Origin of the sequence: Saccharopolyspora antiqui (genome assembly GCF_052246905.1) — a bacterium.
Classification (GTDB): Bacteria; Actinomycetota; Actinomycetes; order Mycobacteriales; family Pseudonocardiaceae; genus Saccharopolyspora.
The window spans coordinates 1-14,982 of sequence record NZ_JBQQBO010000028.1; the positions used below are offsets into that span (position 1 = coordinate 1).

General features: G+C 67.0%; 13 protein-coding genes. 7 read left to right on the plus strand and 6 right to left on the minus strand.

Annotation, left to right across the window (positions count from 1 at the left end; all coding sequences use genetic code 11):
- Positions 1 to 75: 75 nt before the first annotated feature.
- Positions 76 to 1,074, minus strand: coding sequence for a ScbA/BarX family gamma-butyrolactone biosynthesis protein (locus ACTWQN_RS31685; protein WP_443207299.1), 999 nt, complete (start codon positions 1,072 to 1,074; stop codon positions 76 to 78).
- Positions 1,075 to 1,090: 16 nt separating this feature from the next.
- Positions 1,091 to 1,858: a response regulator transcription factor gene (locus ACTWQN_RS31690; protein ID WP_443207300.1), complete on the minus strand. Its 768-nt coding sequence runs from the start codon at positions 1,856 to 1,858 to the stop codon at positions 1,091 to 1,093.
- Positions 1,859 to 2,219: 361 nt separating this feature from the next.
- Here ACTWQN_RS31690 and ACTWQN_RS31695 point away from each other — a divergent pair, with 361 nt between their 5' ends.
- The 3 genes from ACTWQN_RS31695 to ACTWQN_RS31705 are packed head-to-tail and all read left to right on the plus strand — an operon-like array spanning position 2,220 to position 5,034.
- Positions 2,220 to 3,761: an FAD-dependent oxidoreductase gene (locus ACTWQN_RS31695; protein ID WP_443207301.1), complete on the plus strand. Its 1,542-nt coding sequence runs from the start codon at positions 2,220 to 2,222 to the stop codon at positions 3,759 to 3,761.
- Positions 3,758 to 4,042, plus strand: coding sequence for an acyl carrier protein (locus ACTWQN_RS31700; RefSeq protein ID WP_443207302.1), 285 nt, complete (start codon positions 3,758 to 3,760; stop codon positions 4,040 to 4,042). The genes ACTWQN_RS31695 and ACTWQN_RS31700 overlap by 4 nt, the downstream gene beginning before the upstream one ends.
- A complete protein-coding gene (locus ACTWQN_RS31705; protein ID WP_443207303.1) occupies positions 4,039 to 5,034 on the plus strand; it encodes an LLM class F420-dependent oxidoreductase in 996 nt (331 codons plus the stop codon). The genes ACTWQN_RS31700 and ACTWQN_RS31705 overlap by 4 nt, the downstream gene beginning before the upstream one ends.
- A gap of 42 nt (positions 5,035 to 5,076) precedes the next feature.
- Here ACTWQN_RS31705 and ACTWQN_RS31710 read toward each other — a convergent pair whose 3' ends face one another.
- Complete coding sequence (locus tag ACTWQN_RS31710) at positions 5,077 to 5,679, minus strand: TetR family transcriptional regulator (RefSeq protein WP_443207304.1); 603 nt, start codon at positions 5,677 to 5,679, stop codon at positions 5,077 to 5,079.
- A gap of 516 nt (positions 5,680 to 6,195) precedes the next feature.
- On the opposite strand from ACTWQN_RS31710, the gene ACTWQN_RS31715 reads away from it, so the two are divergent.
- The 3 genes from ACTWQN_RS31715 to ACTWQN_RS31725 all read left to right on the plus strand — a co-directional run bounded on the left by ACTWQN_RS31715 (position 6,196) and on the right by ACTWQN_RS31725 (position 11,205).
- Positions 6,196 to 7,410: an acetyl-CoA C-acetyltransferase gene (locus ACTWQN_RS31715; protein ID WP_443207305.1), complete on the plus strand. Its 1,215-nt coding sequence runs from the start codon at positions 6,196 to 6,198 to the stop codon at positions 7,408 to 7,410.
- Positions 7,411 to 7,424: 14 nt separating this feature from the next.
- Entirely contained in the window at positions 7,425 to 9,641 is a 2,217-nt protein-coding gene (locus ACTWQN_RS31720) for a 3-hydroxyacyl-CoA dehydrogenase NAD-binding domain-containing protein (protein WP_443207306.1), read from the plus strand.
- 322 nt (positions 9,642 to 9,963) lie between these two features.
- Entirely contained in the window at positions 9,964 to 11,205 is a 1,242-nt protein-coding gene (locus ACTWQN_RS31725; protein WP_443207307.1) for a pyridoxal phosphate-dependent aminotransferase, read from the plus strand.
- Positions 11,206 to 11,254: 49 nt separating this feature from the next.
- On the opposite strand, the gene ACTWQN_RS31730 is transcribed toward ACTWQN_RS31725, so the two are convergent.
- From ACTWQN_RS31730 to ACTWQN_RS31740, 3 genes are all read right to left on the minus strand, one after another.
- Positions 11,255 to 11,506, minus strand: a complete 252-nt coding sequence (locus ACTWQN_RS31730; RefSeq protein WP_443207308.1) for a hypothetical protein — start codon at positions 11,504 to 11,506, stop codon at positions 11,255 to 11,257.
- A gap of 255 nt (positions 11,507 to 11,761) precedes the next feature.
- Positions 11,762 to 12,607: a hypothetical protein gene (locus ACTWQN_RS31735; protein ID WP_443207309.1), complete on the minus strand. Its 846-nt coding sequence runs from the start codon at positions 12,605 to 12,607 to the stop codon at positions 11,762 to 11,764.
- A gap of 153 nt (positions 12,608 to 12,760) precedes the next feature.
- Positions 12,761 to 13,372, minus strand: coding sequence for a TetR/AcrR family transcriptional regulator (locus tag ACTWQN_RS31740; RefSeq protein ID WP_443207310.1), 612 nt, complete (start codon positions 13,370 to 13,372; stop codon positions 12,761 to 12,763).
- Positions 13,373 to 13,454: 82 nt separating this feature from the next.
- Here ACTWQN_RS31740 and ACTWQN_RS31745 point away from each other — a divergent pair, with 82 nt between their 5' ends.
- Positions 13,455 to 14,951, plus strand: a complete 1,497-nt coding sequence (locus ACTWQN_RS31745; RefSeq protein ID WP_443207311.1) for a flavin-containing monooxygenase — start codon at positions 13,455 to 13,457, stop codon at positions 14,949 to 14,951.
- Positions 14,952 to 14,982 lie beyond the last annotated feature (31 nt).

A 14,982-nucleotide genomic window follows, 5' to 3' on the forward strand; every position in this document is an offset into this window, starting at 1 on the left:
CGGCCCCCCCCGCCCACGTCTCGTTGACCGGTGGCGTCAGGACGCCGCCGAAGTCCGTCCACACCGCACGCGCGGTCACGCCGCCGCTCCTGGATGCCGCGAAATGCCGGACAGGTCGGCGAAACCGACCGCGATCGCGGCGATCACCGCACCGTCTTGGCTGAACTGCACGTCCAACGCGTCGTTCGCCGGTGCGGACACGTCCAAGGTGATCGGTGAATCGAGCTCGGCGAACCGCGTGAACTGGCCGCTGAACGCCGTGCAGCGCAGTCGGGTCGCGGCGCTGCCGGTGCCGTCGTCCAGTGCGAGCAGCGAGATCTGGCGCGCTGCTTCGAAAAGGCTCATGGCCGGGTAGTGGTCGTATTCGTGGTCGAACAGGCTCCTGTTGCGGGGTGTGACGCCGAGTTGCGCTGACGCGCGGTGGCCGTCCCGGCGGGCGTTGGTCAGCACCACGTTCTCCTGGAGCTTCCGTCCGAACAGGTGCGGGCTGACCGGAACTCCGGCTGGGGTTTCGGGAAGTGACGAGGACATCGGTGGTTCGCTGGCGCGTTGCCGCACGCGCAGCGCGCGGAAGGCGTTCTTCGAAACCGCGTTCGCGTCGAAGTGCGCGGTGCCGACGGTGTGCCCGGACAGCGTCAACTCCATGTCCAGGGAGAACGCGCGAACCTGCCCGCCGCGCGTCTGGACGTCGGTGAATACGACATGCGTGCGCAGCTCGCCGGGTCTGGTGCCGATGATGAGTGCGTCCAGGTCGGTGAGCTCGATCGACATCGACTTGACGACCAGTGTGGCGCCGAGCGGAACGTCGAGGACCGCGTGTGTGCCGTAGGTGCCTGCCTGGCGGCTGCATTCGAGCAGTAATAACGGATCGAAGAGTTCCGGGCGGGCTGCGTGATCCGTGTAATAGGCGTGGTAGAGCGGCAGTTGCGCGTCGGCTGTGAATTCGTACTGTCCAGTAGTCTGAATTCCGGTTACGAACACTTCGGAGAGCGCCCAGCGGTGCACCATCTCACGAGCGACGGTGTGGCTGTTGGTGGTTGCGGATGTTGCTAATCCGACAGTTTCGGTGCTCATCTTTCCCCTCCAGGGATCAAGCCGACAGCGGCGGCCGTTGATCGGAGTCGAAATAGTCGCACAAAGAACCAAGACAGGTAGATTTTACCGAGACTTTACTTTGATTTTCATTGCGGTCTGGTAGGTGGCAGCAGGTGGTCGTCGTCGCTTTGTTGACCGCATCAATTCTGGAATTGGCGCGGAGTTTTGCGAAAATATTTCGCATATGACGCTTGACTGTCCCCTCGGTGATGCGCAGCTTGCTGGCGATTTGCCGGTTGCTCATCGCCTGGGCGACCAGATCCACGATCTCGCGTTCTCGTGCGGAGAGTTTGTGGCGGCACTGCATGCTGGCGCGGATCGCCTGGACCTGGGCCGTGTCGAGTTGCCCCGGCGACGGGGCTCGTCGGGTTCGGCGCAGGCAGCCGAGCAACTCGTCCAGCGTGCTGTTGGAATCAGTCAGCTCGGCGACTCCGACGGCGCGCAAGCTGCTGGTCAATTCGCTGGTCACCTGTGGAACCAACGCCATGATCCGGGTGCGTGGCGATGCCAGCCGGATGCGGGCGATGTTCGCGAGCAGGTAGCGGGACGGCACCGTGCAGCCGACCAGTGCGATGTCCGGAAGATGGCACTCGGCAACGCCCAAGTCCGTCTCCGGATCCAGGTCTTCGACTATTTCCAGATTCTCGAAAGGTAGCAGTGCACGTGCCACCGTTTGGTGCAGTAGGATGTTCTCAATGCGCAGCAATAATCGGGTCGAATCGTCGAATCCCGCTTCTCTCACAGCGTCCCCCAGGATTGCCACGTCGGGTAGGAACGAAAGCCGCCCGCTGCCGGAATCGCCCGGTAGCTAATGGCGGGTAAAGTTACGGTTTGCTGGTCGGATCGCGAGCCGACATTAGCTCAATGTGAGCAATCACTTGCAACTTGTTGTGATCCACATCACTCAAATATCAGGCTTAGCTGCGCCGAAACTTTCGGCTGTACAATTGTGCAGGTAAGAGTGATGTCACCTAAGTAGTATTCCGGCCCGGAATCCGGGTCGTGAGAATGGTGGCGCACGCGAATCACCGTCTCGCGGTGCGTCAATGTCGCCGTCCTGCGCGATCGGATCCTCATTCCGTGCGACAAATGGAGTATTAGACGAGTTCTGCAGGAGGCTGCGCGTGAACATCGAATCTGGCGGCACGCTGGTCGTCGGCGCCGGGCCAACCGGGCTCACCGTGGCCACCGAGCTCATCGGCCGAGGACATCCGGTGCGCGTGATCGACCGCGGCGAGCGCCCCCATCCGCATTCGCGGGCGATCGTGCTCTGGCCGCGAGCTCTGGAAGCCCTGCGGCGCTGCGGTGCCGCCGACGAGATCGTCGATCGCGCCCTTGCGCTCAAAGCGGCCAACTACTACACCGGCGGGCGCCGCGTCGCCCGGTTGCGATTGGACCGACTCACCGGTACCCGCTACCGAACTCCGTTGTCATTTCCGCAAAAAGACACCGAAGCAGTGCTGCGACGCTGCTTCGAACAGCGTGGCGGCAAGATCGAATACGGCGTTCGGATGAACGAGGTGCGCCCGGAACCCGACAGCGTGCACACCGGACTGGTAGACGCCTCCGGAGACTCCGACGCGGAATTCGCCTGGGTGGTGGGCTGCGACGGCGCGCGCAGCCACACGCGGGAACAACTCGGCATCGAATTCGAAGGCCAGTCCTACCAGGAGACCTTCGCGCTTTCCGACGGTGAGTGCGATACCCCCCTGGCGCACGATGAAGCGCATTACTTCATGACACCCCACGGCGTGCTGGTCGTGGTCGGGCTGCCCGGCGGGCTATATCGGGTGTTCGTGAGCATGCCGCCGGGAGCCGATCTGTCCAACCTGGACGCCGTGGTGCAGGAGGCCGCAACGCAGCGCTGCCCGGTTCCGGTGCGAATGCTCGGCGACCAGCAGACCGGGAGCTTCCAGGTGAACCGCCGCGTCGCGCAGCGGTTCCAAGTCGGCCGGGTGCTGCTGGCGGGCGATGCCGCGCACGTGCACAGCCCAGCAGGTGGCCAGGGGATGAACACCGGCATCGAGGACGCCCAGTCGCTGGGCTGGCGGCTCGCGTCGGCCGAACCGGGCTCAGCCGGTATCGCGGGCGTGCAGGCGTGGGCAGCTGAACGTCGCTACGTGGCCCAGCGGGTCGTCGCCGATACCGACCGGCAGACGAAGATGTGGATGATGACCGGTTGGCGGCGCCGGGTCCGCGACGGTGCGCTCGCGGTCGCCTCCCGAACAGGCCTGCTCGACCGGGCCATGCCGCAACGCATGGCGCAACTGGAACTCGCCTACCCGGGCGACGAGACCGGAATCGGCGTGCTCAAACCAGGAACCCGACTGCCGGACGTGCCGCTGGGCGACGGCAAATGGCTGCACGACGCGCTCACCGGCTCCGCTGTCGTCCTGGGCTGCGCCGCCGACCGGCGATCCTCGGACATGCTGCCCGCGGTGCGGGAGGGCGCCACCAAACTCGCGGCGGAATGGGCCGCGAAACTGGGCACGGATGTGGACGTCGCGATCCTGCGCGTCTCGCCGCCCGAATCAGCGGCGGAACTGTTCGACGCGGACGCGGCGGCACATCGAATGCTCGGCATCACCGAACCCGCACTGGCCGTAATACGCCCCGATGGAGTCGTCGCGCACGCAGGCCCGGCGACCAACCACATCGGACGGTGAAGCAGCACGACGAACCGCAGGGGACCGAAGTGCGCAGCAGCGAGAACGTTCTGGACGAACTCAAGAAAATGGTCGTCGAACTCACCGACCTACCGACCCAGGCACTCGCCACCAACGCGTGCCTGACCACGGATCTCGGCCTGGACGAGCTTTCCCTCGCGCAGATCCTCGCCGAGGCCGAACACCGATTCGGTGTCCGGATCCCGGACCGAGTCCTGCGCCCCGGGCTGCAGGAACTGGCCGACTACATCCTTTCCGAGGCGCGGAGGAAAACCACATGAGACTGGGCTTGCAGCTGACCAGCTTCAGCTATCCCGGCACCTCGCCCGCGAAGCTCTTCGATCGAATCGCGGCGACCGCTCGCACCGCGGAAGAAGCAGGCTTCGACCTGTTCGCGGTGATGGACCACCTCATGCAACTGCCCCTACAAGGCGCACCCGACGAACCGATGCTTGAGCCGTACACGCTGCTCGGGGCCATCGCGGCGAGCACGGAGCGCATCCGGCTCGGCACCCTCGTCACCGGCGTGACCTACCACAACCCGGCGAGGCTGGCGAAAACCGTGACCGCACTGGACGTCATATCCGGTGGTCGTGCGGTGTTGGGTATCGGCGCCGCCTGGTTCGAAGAGGAACACCGCAGGTACGGGTACACCTTCCCGAGCGTGCGGGAGCGCTTCGACTGGCTCGACGAGGCGCTGCAGATCTGCCGATCGATGTTCGCTGGCGGATCGACGACCTTCCGCGGCGAGCACTACGCCGTGAACGACGCGGTCAACGAGCCGCAGCCGGTGCACGTGCCGCCGATCCTCATCGGCGGTGCCGGTGAACGCCGAACGATCCCACTGGCGGCCAAATACGCCGACATCTTCAACCTCAACTGCGGCTTCCCCGACATTCCCCGGAAACTGGCGGTGTTGCGCGAGAAGTGCGCCGCAGCGGGACGGGATTACGCCACGATCAACAAGAACGTGCTCGCGCTGGTGTTCCTCGGCGCGACGATGGAGGAGGCAACGGCCAAGCGGGACGCCCTGCTGGCCCGGCAGCGGCTCGGCGCGACCTCCGGACGAGGGCTGCCCGCGGCGCTGACCAGCCGGATGATCGTCGGCGACGCCGATTCGGTGGGCGAACAGATCCAGGGACTGATCGAGCTGGGACTAGACGGTGTGATCGTCAACCTGGCAGGCGACAGCCACGAACCCGACCGGCTGGCCCACGCCGGAAAGATCCTGCGCGCCGCGCTCACCGAGGCGTCGCCCGTGGCTGGCCGTTAGCCGAAGCTCGCCGGGGCTGCGAACCGGCGAGCTCCGGAGGGTTCAGCCGACCCGGCGCGCCATGTAGTCGTGGAAGATCTGCTTGAGCTCGTCGAGGACAGCGGATCGCTGCTCACCCACCGACACGATGATCAACGGCAGCACACCGCGGAAGACCCCGACCAGCACGCGCGCGGTGCGCACCCGCTGGTCCTCCGACAGCTCCGGGGCGCGCGCCGCGAAGATCGCGCTCATCCGGTCGATCACCGCTTCGCGGATGTGCAGCGGTTTTGTCGCCACCTCGTCCGGGGTGTTGAACAGCGCATGAAAGCCCGGGTTCGACAGGTTGAAGTCGATCATCGGGTCGATCATCGCGTCGATCAGCTCGGGCAGCGGGAGGTTGGCGTTCTGCGCCGCGAAGGCGGCGCGGTGCGCGTCCTGCAGTTGTCGCAGGTACCGCTCGGCGAGCGCGTGGGCGACCTCTTCCTTGTTCGGGAAGAACTGGTAGAGCGAACCGGGGGAGGACTCGGCGCGAGCCGCGATCGCGTTCGTGGTCGCGGCGGCGTAGCCGACCTCGCCGAACACCTCGGCGGCGGCATCCAGCAACAGCTCGATGCGCCGTTCCCCCCGAGCCTGCCTGCGACGCTGCGGTGCCCGATTCGCCATCTCCGTCACCTCCTGCGCACGACCATCACCAACGGTGAAGATGCGACCATTCGCTCACATTCTCCGCCGACATTAGCCGCCAGCGGGGCCGTGTGGGGGCTTCGGGATCGAGCAAGGGAACCTTTCTGTCGCCCCGACGCCGGAAAAGTTCCCTTTGGGGCACTACTCGATCGACCGACTGTGGAGGAATTTCCCGATAGTCCCTTTTGGTAATTTCTTTCAGCTGGCTTGGCGATCCGCCGCACATGCAGAGGAAGGGAACCTTCCTGTCACTCCAGAGTCGGTGCGAGCCGATGTTTCTTCTCTTGTGCGTGGCCAGCAGCCGCGGTGGTGAAGGCGGGAGGCGTCGCTTCGTGACAGGAAGGTTCCCTTGCTCACGTCAGCAGTCCGACGGGGCGCTGGATCGGGTGGTTCGCCGGGACCGATCGTTGGGCGGGCGCAGCGCGCATTGACTGTGACAATCTTGATGTCACACTCTGGGTGGAGCACCCGCCGCAACGAGGAGGCACGCCGCACATGTCCGAGGCGTTCGTCTACGACGCGATCCGCACGCCACGCGGTCGCGGCAAGAAAACCGGGTCGCTGCACGGGGTCAAACCGATCAGCCTGGTCGTGGGCCTCATCCGGGAACTGCAGCGGCGCCATCCACAACTGGACCCGGCGCTGATCGACGACGTCGTGCTGGGCGTGGTATCGCCGATCGCCGACCAGGGCAGCGACATCGCCAAGACCGCCGCGCTGGCGGCGGGCCTGCCTGAGACCGTCAGCGGCGTGCAGCTCAACCGCTTCTGCGCCTCAGGGCTGGAAGCGGTCAACATCGCCGCCCAGAAGGTGCGCTCCGGTTGGGAGGACGCGGTGCTCGCCGGGGGCGTCGAGTCCATGTCCCGGGTTCCGATGGGCTCCGACGGCGGCGCCTGGGCGATGGACCCCGAGACCAACTACACCACCTCCTTCGTGCCGCAGGGCATCGGCGCCGACCTCATCGCCACGATCGAGGGCTTCGACCGGGAGATGGTGGACGCCTTCGCTGCCGAGTCCCAGACCCGCGCCGCCAAAGCATGGGCGGACGGCCGATTCGCCCGCTCGGTCGTGCCGGTGGCCGACCGCAACGGGATCACCATCCTCGACCGTGACGAGCACATCCGGGCAAACACCACAGTGGACAGTCTCGGCGGGCTGAAGGCGTCGTTCGCCGACATCGGCGAACTCGGCGGATTCGACGCCGTCGCACTGCAGAAATACCACTGGGTGGAGCGCATCGACCACGTGCACACCGCCGGGAACTCCTCCGGCATCGTCGACGGCGCCGCACTCGCGTTGATCGGCAGTGAAGCCCTCGGCGAGCGCACCGGGCTGCGCCCCCGAGCCCGCATCGTCGCCGCCGCGCTCAGCGGTGCCGACCCGACGATCATGCTGACCGGCCCAGGCCCGGCAGTGCGCAAAGCACTGGGCAAGGCCGACCTGAGCATCGACCAGATCGACCTGATCGAGATCAACGAGGCCTTCGCGGCGGTGCCGCTGAAGTTCATGAAGGAATTCGGCGTCGGGCACGACAAGATCAACGTCAACGGCGGGGCCATCGCGATGGGCCACCCGCTGGGCGCCACCGGGGCGATGATCCTGGGCACCCTCATCGACGAGCTGGAACGCCGCAACCTGCGCTACGGCCTGGCCACGCTGTGCATCGGCGGCGGCATGGGGATCGCGACTGTTGTCGAACGGATCGGCTGAAGGACACATCACAAATGAGCGAGCAGAGCACCATCCGCTGGGAGTCCGACGCCGACGGCATCGTCGTGCTGACCCTCGACGACCCGCAGCAGCAGGCCAACACCATGAACGAGCGCTACCAGCGCAGCATGGCGGAAACGCTGCAACGCCTGGAAGCCGAGCGTGACAACATCACCGGTGTCGTCCTCACCTCCGCGAAGAACACCTTCTTCGCCGGTGGTGACCTGCGGGATCTCATCCGCGCCCGACCCGACGACGCCCAGCGGGTCACCGAGACCAGCACCGCCATCAAGCAGCAGCTGCGCCGCCTCGAAACCCTCGGCGTGCCGGTGGTCGCCGCGCTGGGCGGCACCGCGCTCGGCGGTGGCCTGGAGATCGCGCTGGCCTGCCACCACCGCGTCGCGTTGAACAACTCCAGCGCCCGCTTCGGATTCCCCGAGGTCACGCTCGGTCTGCTGCCCGGCGCTGGCGGGGTGGTCCGCACGGTCCGGCTGCTGGGCATCGCCGACGCGCTGCTGGGCGTCCTGCTGCAAGGCCAGCGGCTGCGTCCGGCGAAGGCAGCGGAGATCGGCATCATCGACGAACTCGTCGACTCGCCCGAGCAGCTGATGGCCTGCGCCAAGGAGTGGATCAAGGCCAACCCCGAGGCGACGCAGCCCTGGGACCGCCCCGGCCACAAGATTCCCGGTGGCACGCCGTCGAATCCGAAGTTCGCCGCCAACCTCCCGGCCTTCCCGGCAAACCTGCGCAAACAACTCAAAGGCGCCCCGCTGCCCGCGCCGCGCAACATCCTGGCCGCCGCGGTGGAAGGCGCGCAGGTCGACTTCGACACCGCACTCACCATCGAAGGCCGCTACTTCGTGGAACTCGTCTGCGGCCAGACCGCCAAGAACATGAGCAAGGCGTTCTTCTTCGACCTGCAGCACATCAACACCGGAGGCAGCCGACCAGGTGGGGAGCCCGGGTGGCAGGCGAAAAAGGTCGCGGTGCTCGGCGGCGGCATGATGGGTGCGGGCATCGCCTACGTGTGCGCCAAAGCGGGGATGCGGGTCGTGCTCAAGGACATTTCCCTCGCGGCGGCCGAGAAGGGCAAGGCCTATTCGGCGAAACTGCTGGAGAAGGCCGTCGCCAAGGGCCGCTCGACGCAGGCCGAGGCCGACGAGTTGCTCGGCCGGATCACGCCCACCGACCAGCTCACGGCACTCGCCGACTGCGACCTGGTCATCGAGGCCGTCTTCGAAGACCCGAAGATCAAGAAGCAGGTTTACGCCGAAGTGCAGGACGTCGTCGACGGTGACGCGCTGATCGCATCCAACACCTCCACGCTGCCGATCACCGGTCTCGCAGACGGTGTGCGCCGCCGCGAGGACTTCATCGGCCTGCACTTCTTCTCCCCGGTCGACAAGATGCCGCTGGTGGAGATCATCTGCGGTGAGCACACCAGCGACCGGGCGTTGGCGCGCGCGTTCGACGTGGTGCGGCAGATCAACAAGACACCCATCGTGGTCAACGACAGCCGCGGCTTCTTCACCAGCCGGGTCATCGGCACCTTCGTCAACGAGGGCGTGTCGATGCTCGCCGAAGGCGTCCACCCGGCATCAATCGAGCAGGCCTCCGCGCAGGCCGGGTTCCCGGCGCCCGTCCTACAACTGTTCGACGAGCTGACCCTGACCCTGCCGCGCAAGATCCGCGACGAGACCAAGCGCGCCGTCGAAGCCGCCGGGGGCACGTGGACCCCGCACCCCGCCGAGCAGGTGCTCGACCGCATGGTCGACGAGTTCGACCGAAAGGGTCGCTCCAGCGGCGCGGGCTTCTACGACTACGTCGACGGCAAACGGGCTGGTCTGTGGCCGGGATTGGCCGAGCACTTCGGTGCAGCCGACCGCGATCCGGCCGAGGTGGACCTGACCGACCTCAAGGAACGCCTGCTGTTCGTCGAGGCCTTGGAAACCGTCAAATGCCTGGACGAAGGCGTGCTGCGTTCGGTGCCCGACGCCAACATCGGCTCGATCCTCGGCATCGGATTCCCCGCCTGGACCGGCGGTGTCGTGCAGTACATGAACGGCTACCCGGGCGGGCTGGCCGGATTCGTGGCACGCGCACGGGAATTGGCCCAGCGTTACGGATCGCGGTTCGAGCCACCGGCTTCGCTGGTTCGCCGCGCCGCTGCTGGCGAGCCGTTCGACCTCGGCGAGCCCGATGCGGAGATCGTCGCCACCACGGCGGCGTGACGCGGGGTAGACGCGGAACGCCAGCGGTGCCGCCGGGTCGCCGATGAGACCGGTGCCGCGGCAAGCCGCTGGGGGCGGGCACGAGATGTCGGGGCGGTGTGATCGGTGTGCCGACGGGAACTCGGCTGGCTGCTCTGGGCAGCCAGCCGGGAACCGCCTCGCGTCGAACCGGACGCGGAGCCGCTGGTGCGGGCTTTCCAGGCCCGATAGCGTTCGCCGCGAGCCCACTGGGCAGTCCTGATCGGGCCGCCAACAACGGCGACCAGCACTCGCGGCGCATGGAGATCGACGCCAAGAACCCGGACGAGAACGGAGATCGACCGTGGTTGCCCACTCCGCGACACTCGCCATAAACGAGCGGCTGCAGGCCAAGCAGGCTGCGGGACAGCGGGTCGTGCACCTGGGGTTCGGTGAAGCGGGGCTACCGGTTCCGCCGGATTTGGCGGCGGTGCTGGCCGCCGCCAGCCCGCTGAACGCGTACGGACCGGTGGCGGGAACACCGAAGGTCCGCCGAGCCGCCGCCGGGTACTTCACGCGCCGGGGCCTGCCGACCGGGCCGGAGGAGATCATCGTCGCGCCCGGCAGCAAAGCCTTGCTGTACGCGCTGATCAACGCGCTGCCCGGTGACGTCGTGCTGCCGCAGCCGTCGTGGGTCACCTATGCCGCGCAAGCGGCGCTGGCCAGGAAGCACGTCATCGGCGTGCCGGTGCCACCGGAGGCGGGCGGTGTGCCGGACCCGGACGAACTCGACCGCGAACTCCGCGAAGCCCGCGCCGCCGGACACCGGCCAGGCGTGCTCGTGGTCACGTTGCCGGACAATCCGACCGGCACCCTCGCGGGCCCGGACCTGGTGAGGCGGGTCTGCGCGGTCGCCTCGGAGCACGACCTCGCGATCATCTCGGATGAGATCTACCGAGATCTCGCCTACGCATCGCGGGTGTGCAGCCCGGCGGCCGTGCTGCCGGACCGGTGCTTCGCCACCGCCGGGCTGTCGAAGAGCATGGCGCTGGGTGGCTGGCGAATCGGATTCGCCCGCTTCCCGGACAGCGAACTGGGCAGGCTGGTGCAACGCGACGTCGTCGGCGTCGCCAGCGAAATCTGGTCCAGCCTCGCCGCACCGATGCAGGACGTCGCCGCACACGTCCTGGACGAACCCGCGGAAACCACCGCACACATCGCCGCTGGTCGCACGCTGCACGAACGCGTCGCCAAGGCGGTGCACGAGCGGTTCACGGCGGCCGGGGCCCGGTGCCGGAAACCGCGGGCGGCGTTCTACCTCTACCCGGACTTCGAGCCGCTGCGGCCGGTGCTGGCCGGACACGGCGTTCGCGATGCCGACAGCCTCGCCGAACACCTCCTCGACCGGCACGGGATCGGGGTGCTCTCCGGCACCGCCTTCGGCGACGACCCAGCAGGATTGCGGTTTCGGGCCGCCACCAGCCTGCTCTACGGCACCACCGACGAGCAGCGCTGGCGGGCCCTGCGCAGCGACGATCCGACCGCGCTGCCCTGGATCGCCGATGCGCTCGCGCAGCTGGACACCGCGTTGCAGGCGATCCGCTGACCCGGCAATGGAAAGACGCTGGCCCGGTGCCTTTTCCGACTCGTCGTGCTCAGCCAGCGCTCGGGTGGTCGACGATCGGCGCGTTCACGCACTTATCGGCCTGCGGCGACAGGATCGGGAGCACGATGGCGAGGACGGCGACGTTGTTGCCGCACGCCTGCACCGGGATGACGCTCAGGTTGTTGTCCTCCAAGGCGTTGATGCCGTCGTTGTCCGCGCTGTCGGCGAAGGCCGGAGACGCGACGGCCAGCATGGCGGCGGCAACTGCGGCAACACTCGCAATACGTGCACCGGTACGCACTGTGGCTTCTCCTCAAGGTGACTGATTCGCAGGTTCATCCCTTGCGGCGCCGAGGAATCGACGGAACACGCCCCGCGCATCGGCCCGCGCGGCAGAGTGTGCGCCACGCCCCGGCGAGCAAGGCGAATTCTGCCCGGCAGTTCCGATCAAATTCGCACCAAGGGATTATGAGTCTACTGTGTACTGTTGTGGAATAGTTGTACGGCAAAGAAAAGTGGTCCCGGAGCTGGTTCCGGGACCACTTGATCCGATCGTTCAGCGCAGCGGCAGAACTCCCGTGACGCTGTCGACCACCGGCAGCTGCCCGGTGATCTGGTGCGTCGAAGCCCGCCCCAGCAGGCCGGTGAGCTGCTTGGTGACGTCCCGCGTCGCCGCGCCCGCCCCCTTGTCCAACTGGGACACGACCGGGAGCTTGTCGGCAAGCGGGAGGACCTTCTCCGGCTGGGGCAAGGTCACCGGCTCGCCGGAGGTCTCCAGCGGGTTGTTCTGCAGCACCGGGGTGACCATGCCGACGGGATTGGTCAGCGGCTCCGCCTCGTAGCCCTGCGCGGCCGTCAGATCGACCGCGGTGTCCAGCGCCGACGTGCCCTGGTGGCCGGGCTTGAGCGGCCCGACCTCGGTGTCGAGCAGCGCGGCGCTCGGCATGCGTTCGGTGAGCACGCCGAGGTGGTCGGGAGTCACCGAGCCGCCGACGGTCGGGCGGGTCTTGGTCATCTTCGCGACGCGGGTGGTCTGGGCGAAGACGTGGTCGAGCACTTGGTTCGGCTTGCCGGGGGCGAGCAGCGGACGGCCGTCCCGCAGCTCACCGGCCACCCCGTGGCCGGTAGTGGTGATGTCGGCGCCCACCTTCTTGATCAGGTTAGGGGTGTTCGCGTGCAGTTGGGTGTCCGCGCACGGAGCCTTGGTCGAGCCGTAACCGGGTCCGTCCTGCATCTGGCAGGCGTTCATCGGGGCGAAAATCTCGATGTTGTCCGGCACGGACGACAGGTCCGGCTTCGGGATGTCGGTGTTGTCCGCAGCAGCGGCGGCACCGGTCCCGACTGCGGCGAACCCCGCGGCCACAACGGCTGCCTGTACTGTGCGCGTGGTCCAGGGGCGCAAGATTTGTTCTCCTTGGGTCTGGCGTGTTGGCACGGCTGCCTCGGTATCGGAGGACGTGCCAACGATCTTGACCCCGAAGATCCGGGTACCACCTGAACGAGTGAATCAAGCTCGGTTCGCCGACATCGAGCTGCGGCGATTTCGTTGAAAACGCTAGAGATCCCGCGCGAGGCTGGGACCGAACAGGGCCATCAGGTGTCCGGTGGCCATTTCCGGGGTGACCTCCGGGCGGCGCTCCCGCCACACCGCGAGCCGCTCGCACGCGCCGATGATCGCCTCCGCGAACGCCTCCAACCGCGCCGGATCGAGTTCGGGACGCGCGGTCTTCAACAGCCCGGCGGTGAACTCCATCTGCTGCATGCGGATCGCCTCCAGCTCGGAGTTCACCGAAGCGCTCGGCACGGCGGCCTCGTTGCGCAGCAGCGCCCACGCCTGGGCGTGCTCGTCCCCGAACTTGAAGAACGCCAGCAGGCAATCGTGCAGCAGCTGCTCAGGAGTGCTGGCACCGGCGGCGGCCACCGTGGTGGCCGCCAGCAGTTCGCGTTTGGAGCGCTGCAGGCAGGCGAGCAGCAGTCCTTCCTTCGAACCGAAGTACTCGTAAAGCATCGGTTTGGACAGGCCGACTCGCGCCGCGATGTCGTCCATCGAGGCCACCTGGTAGCCGTCGGCGGCGAACACCCGCTCGGCGACGGCCAGGATCTGCTGTTCCCGCTCGACTCGGGACATCCGCTTGCGTCCGCTGGTCGGCGCCTGCCCCATCTGCATGCCGGATACCCTACCGCAAGTAACCTACCGATAGTAGGCTACCGTCGGGTAGTTAGTCGTGCCGGTGTCCGAGGAGGGCCTGATGGTGCAGCGGCAAAGTTCGGACCAGCGCAGATACCAGACATCAGTGGTCATCGTCGGGACCGGGTTCGCCGGGCTCGGGATGGCGATCCGGCTCAAACAGGCCGGAATCGACGACTTCATCCTGCTGGAGAAGTCCGCGGACCTCGGCGGAACATGGCGGGACAACACCTATCCGGGCTGCGCCTGCGACGTGCCGTCGCTGATGTACTCCTTCTCGTTCGAGCAGAACCCCTCCTGGTCCCGGATGTTCGCCGAGCAGGGCGAGATCGCCGACTACCTGCGGCACTGCGCGGACAAGTACCGGGTGCGCGAGCACATCCACCACGGCGTGGAGTTCACCGGCGCCGAGTACGACGAGCACGCCAGCACCTGGCGGGTGTCCACAACGGACGGAACCGAATACGTGGGGCGCGCGCTGGTCTCCGGTGTCGGCGCCCTGCACCTCCCGAGCTACCCGGAACTGCCCGGCGTGGAAAACTTCGAAGGCGAGGTGTTCCACTCCGCGGACTGGAACCACGACTTCGACCTGGCCGACAAGCGGGTCGCGGTGATCGGCACCGGAGCCAGCGCCATCCAGTTCGTGCCGCGCATCGCCGAGCAGGTCGCCCAGTTGCACCTGTTCCAGCGCACCCCGCCGTGGATCCAGCCGAAACCGGATCAGCCCATCCCGCACTCCGTGCAACGCTGGTTCCGCAGGCTGCCGATGCTGCAACGAGCCGCGCGCGCGGCCGTGTACTGGCTCCTGGAGGCGCGCTACTTCGCGGTGTTCAACCGCCGCCTCGGCAAGTTCGCCGAGCGGATGTCCAAGCGCCACATCCGCGAGAGCATCGGGGATCCGAAGCTGCGCGCGGCGGTGACACCCGATTACGCCATGGGTTGCAAGCGGATCCTGCTCTCCAGCGACTACTACCCGGCGCTGACCAAGCCCAATGTGGACCTCGTGACCAGCGGGGTGGCCGAGGTCCGGCGCCGATCGGTGGTCACCGGCGACGGCCAGGAACGCCCGGTGGACGCCATCATCTACGGCACCGGCTTCCACGTCACCGATGCGTTCGACCACCTGAACATCATCGGCCGCGACGGCCGCAAGCTGCAGGACGCCTGGCGCAACGGGATGGAGGCGTACCTCGGCATCACCGTGGCCGGTTTCCCGAACCTGTTCTTCCTGCTGGGACCCAACACCGGACTCGGCCACAACTCCGTGGTGTTCATGATCGAATCGCAGATCAACTACGTGCTCAGCTGCCTGCGGCCGATCTGCCGCGACGACGTGGGTCAACTCGACGTGCGGCAATCGGTGCAGGACTCCTTCAACGCCGAGATCCAGTCGGAACTCACCGGCGCGGTCTGGTCGGCCGGTGGCTGCCGAAGCTGGTACCTCGACGAGAACGGCATCAACCGCACCATCTGGCCCGGCTTCACCTGGAAGTACTGGCTGCGCACCAGAAAAGCGGACCCAGCCGACTACGAGATCACCGCTGGGCAATCCCGTTGAAGCTTCGCACGGGCGTTCGATATAGTGTGGT

Coding starts and splice junctions, on each gene's coding strand:
- ACTWQN_RS31715 (WP_443207305.1), top strand. CDS start 6,196: ATGTCCGAGGCGTTCGTCTACGACGCGATCCGCACGCCACGCGGTCGC.
- ACTWQN_RS31710 (WP_443207304.1), bottom strand. CDS start 5,679: ATGGCGAATCGGGCACCGCAGCGTCGCAGGCAGGCTCGGGGGGAACGG.
- ACTWQN_RS31685 (WP_443207299.1), bottom strand. CDS start 1,074: ATGAGCACCGAAACTGTCGGATTAGCAACATCCGCAACCACCAACAGC.
- ACTWQN_RS31720 (WP_443207306.1), top strand. CDS start 7,425: ATGAGCGAGCAGAGCACCATCCGCTGGGAGTCCGACGCCGACGGCATC.
- ACTWQN_RS31740 (WP_443207310.1), bottom strand. CDS start 13,372: ATGCAGATGGGGCAGGCGCCGACCAGCGGACGCAAGCGGATGTCCCGA.
- ACTWQN_RS31705 (WP_443207303.1), top strand. CDS start 4,039: ATGAGACTGGGCTTGCAGCTGACCAGCTTCAGCTATCCCGGCACCTCG.
- ACTWQN_RS31745 (WP_443207311.1), top strand. CDS start 13,455: ATGGTGCAGCGGCAAAGTTCGGACCAGCGCAGATACCAGACATCAGTG.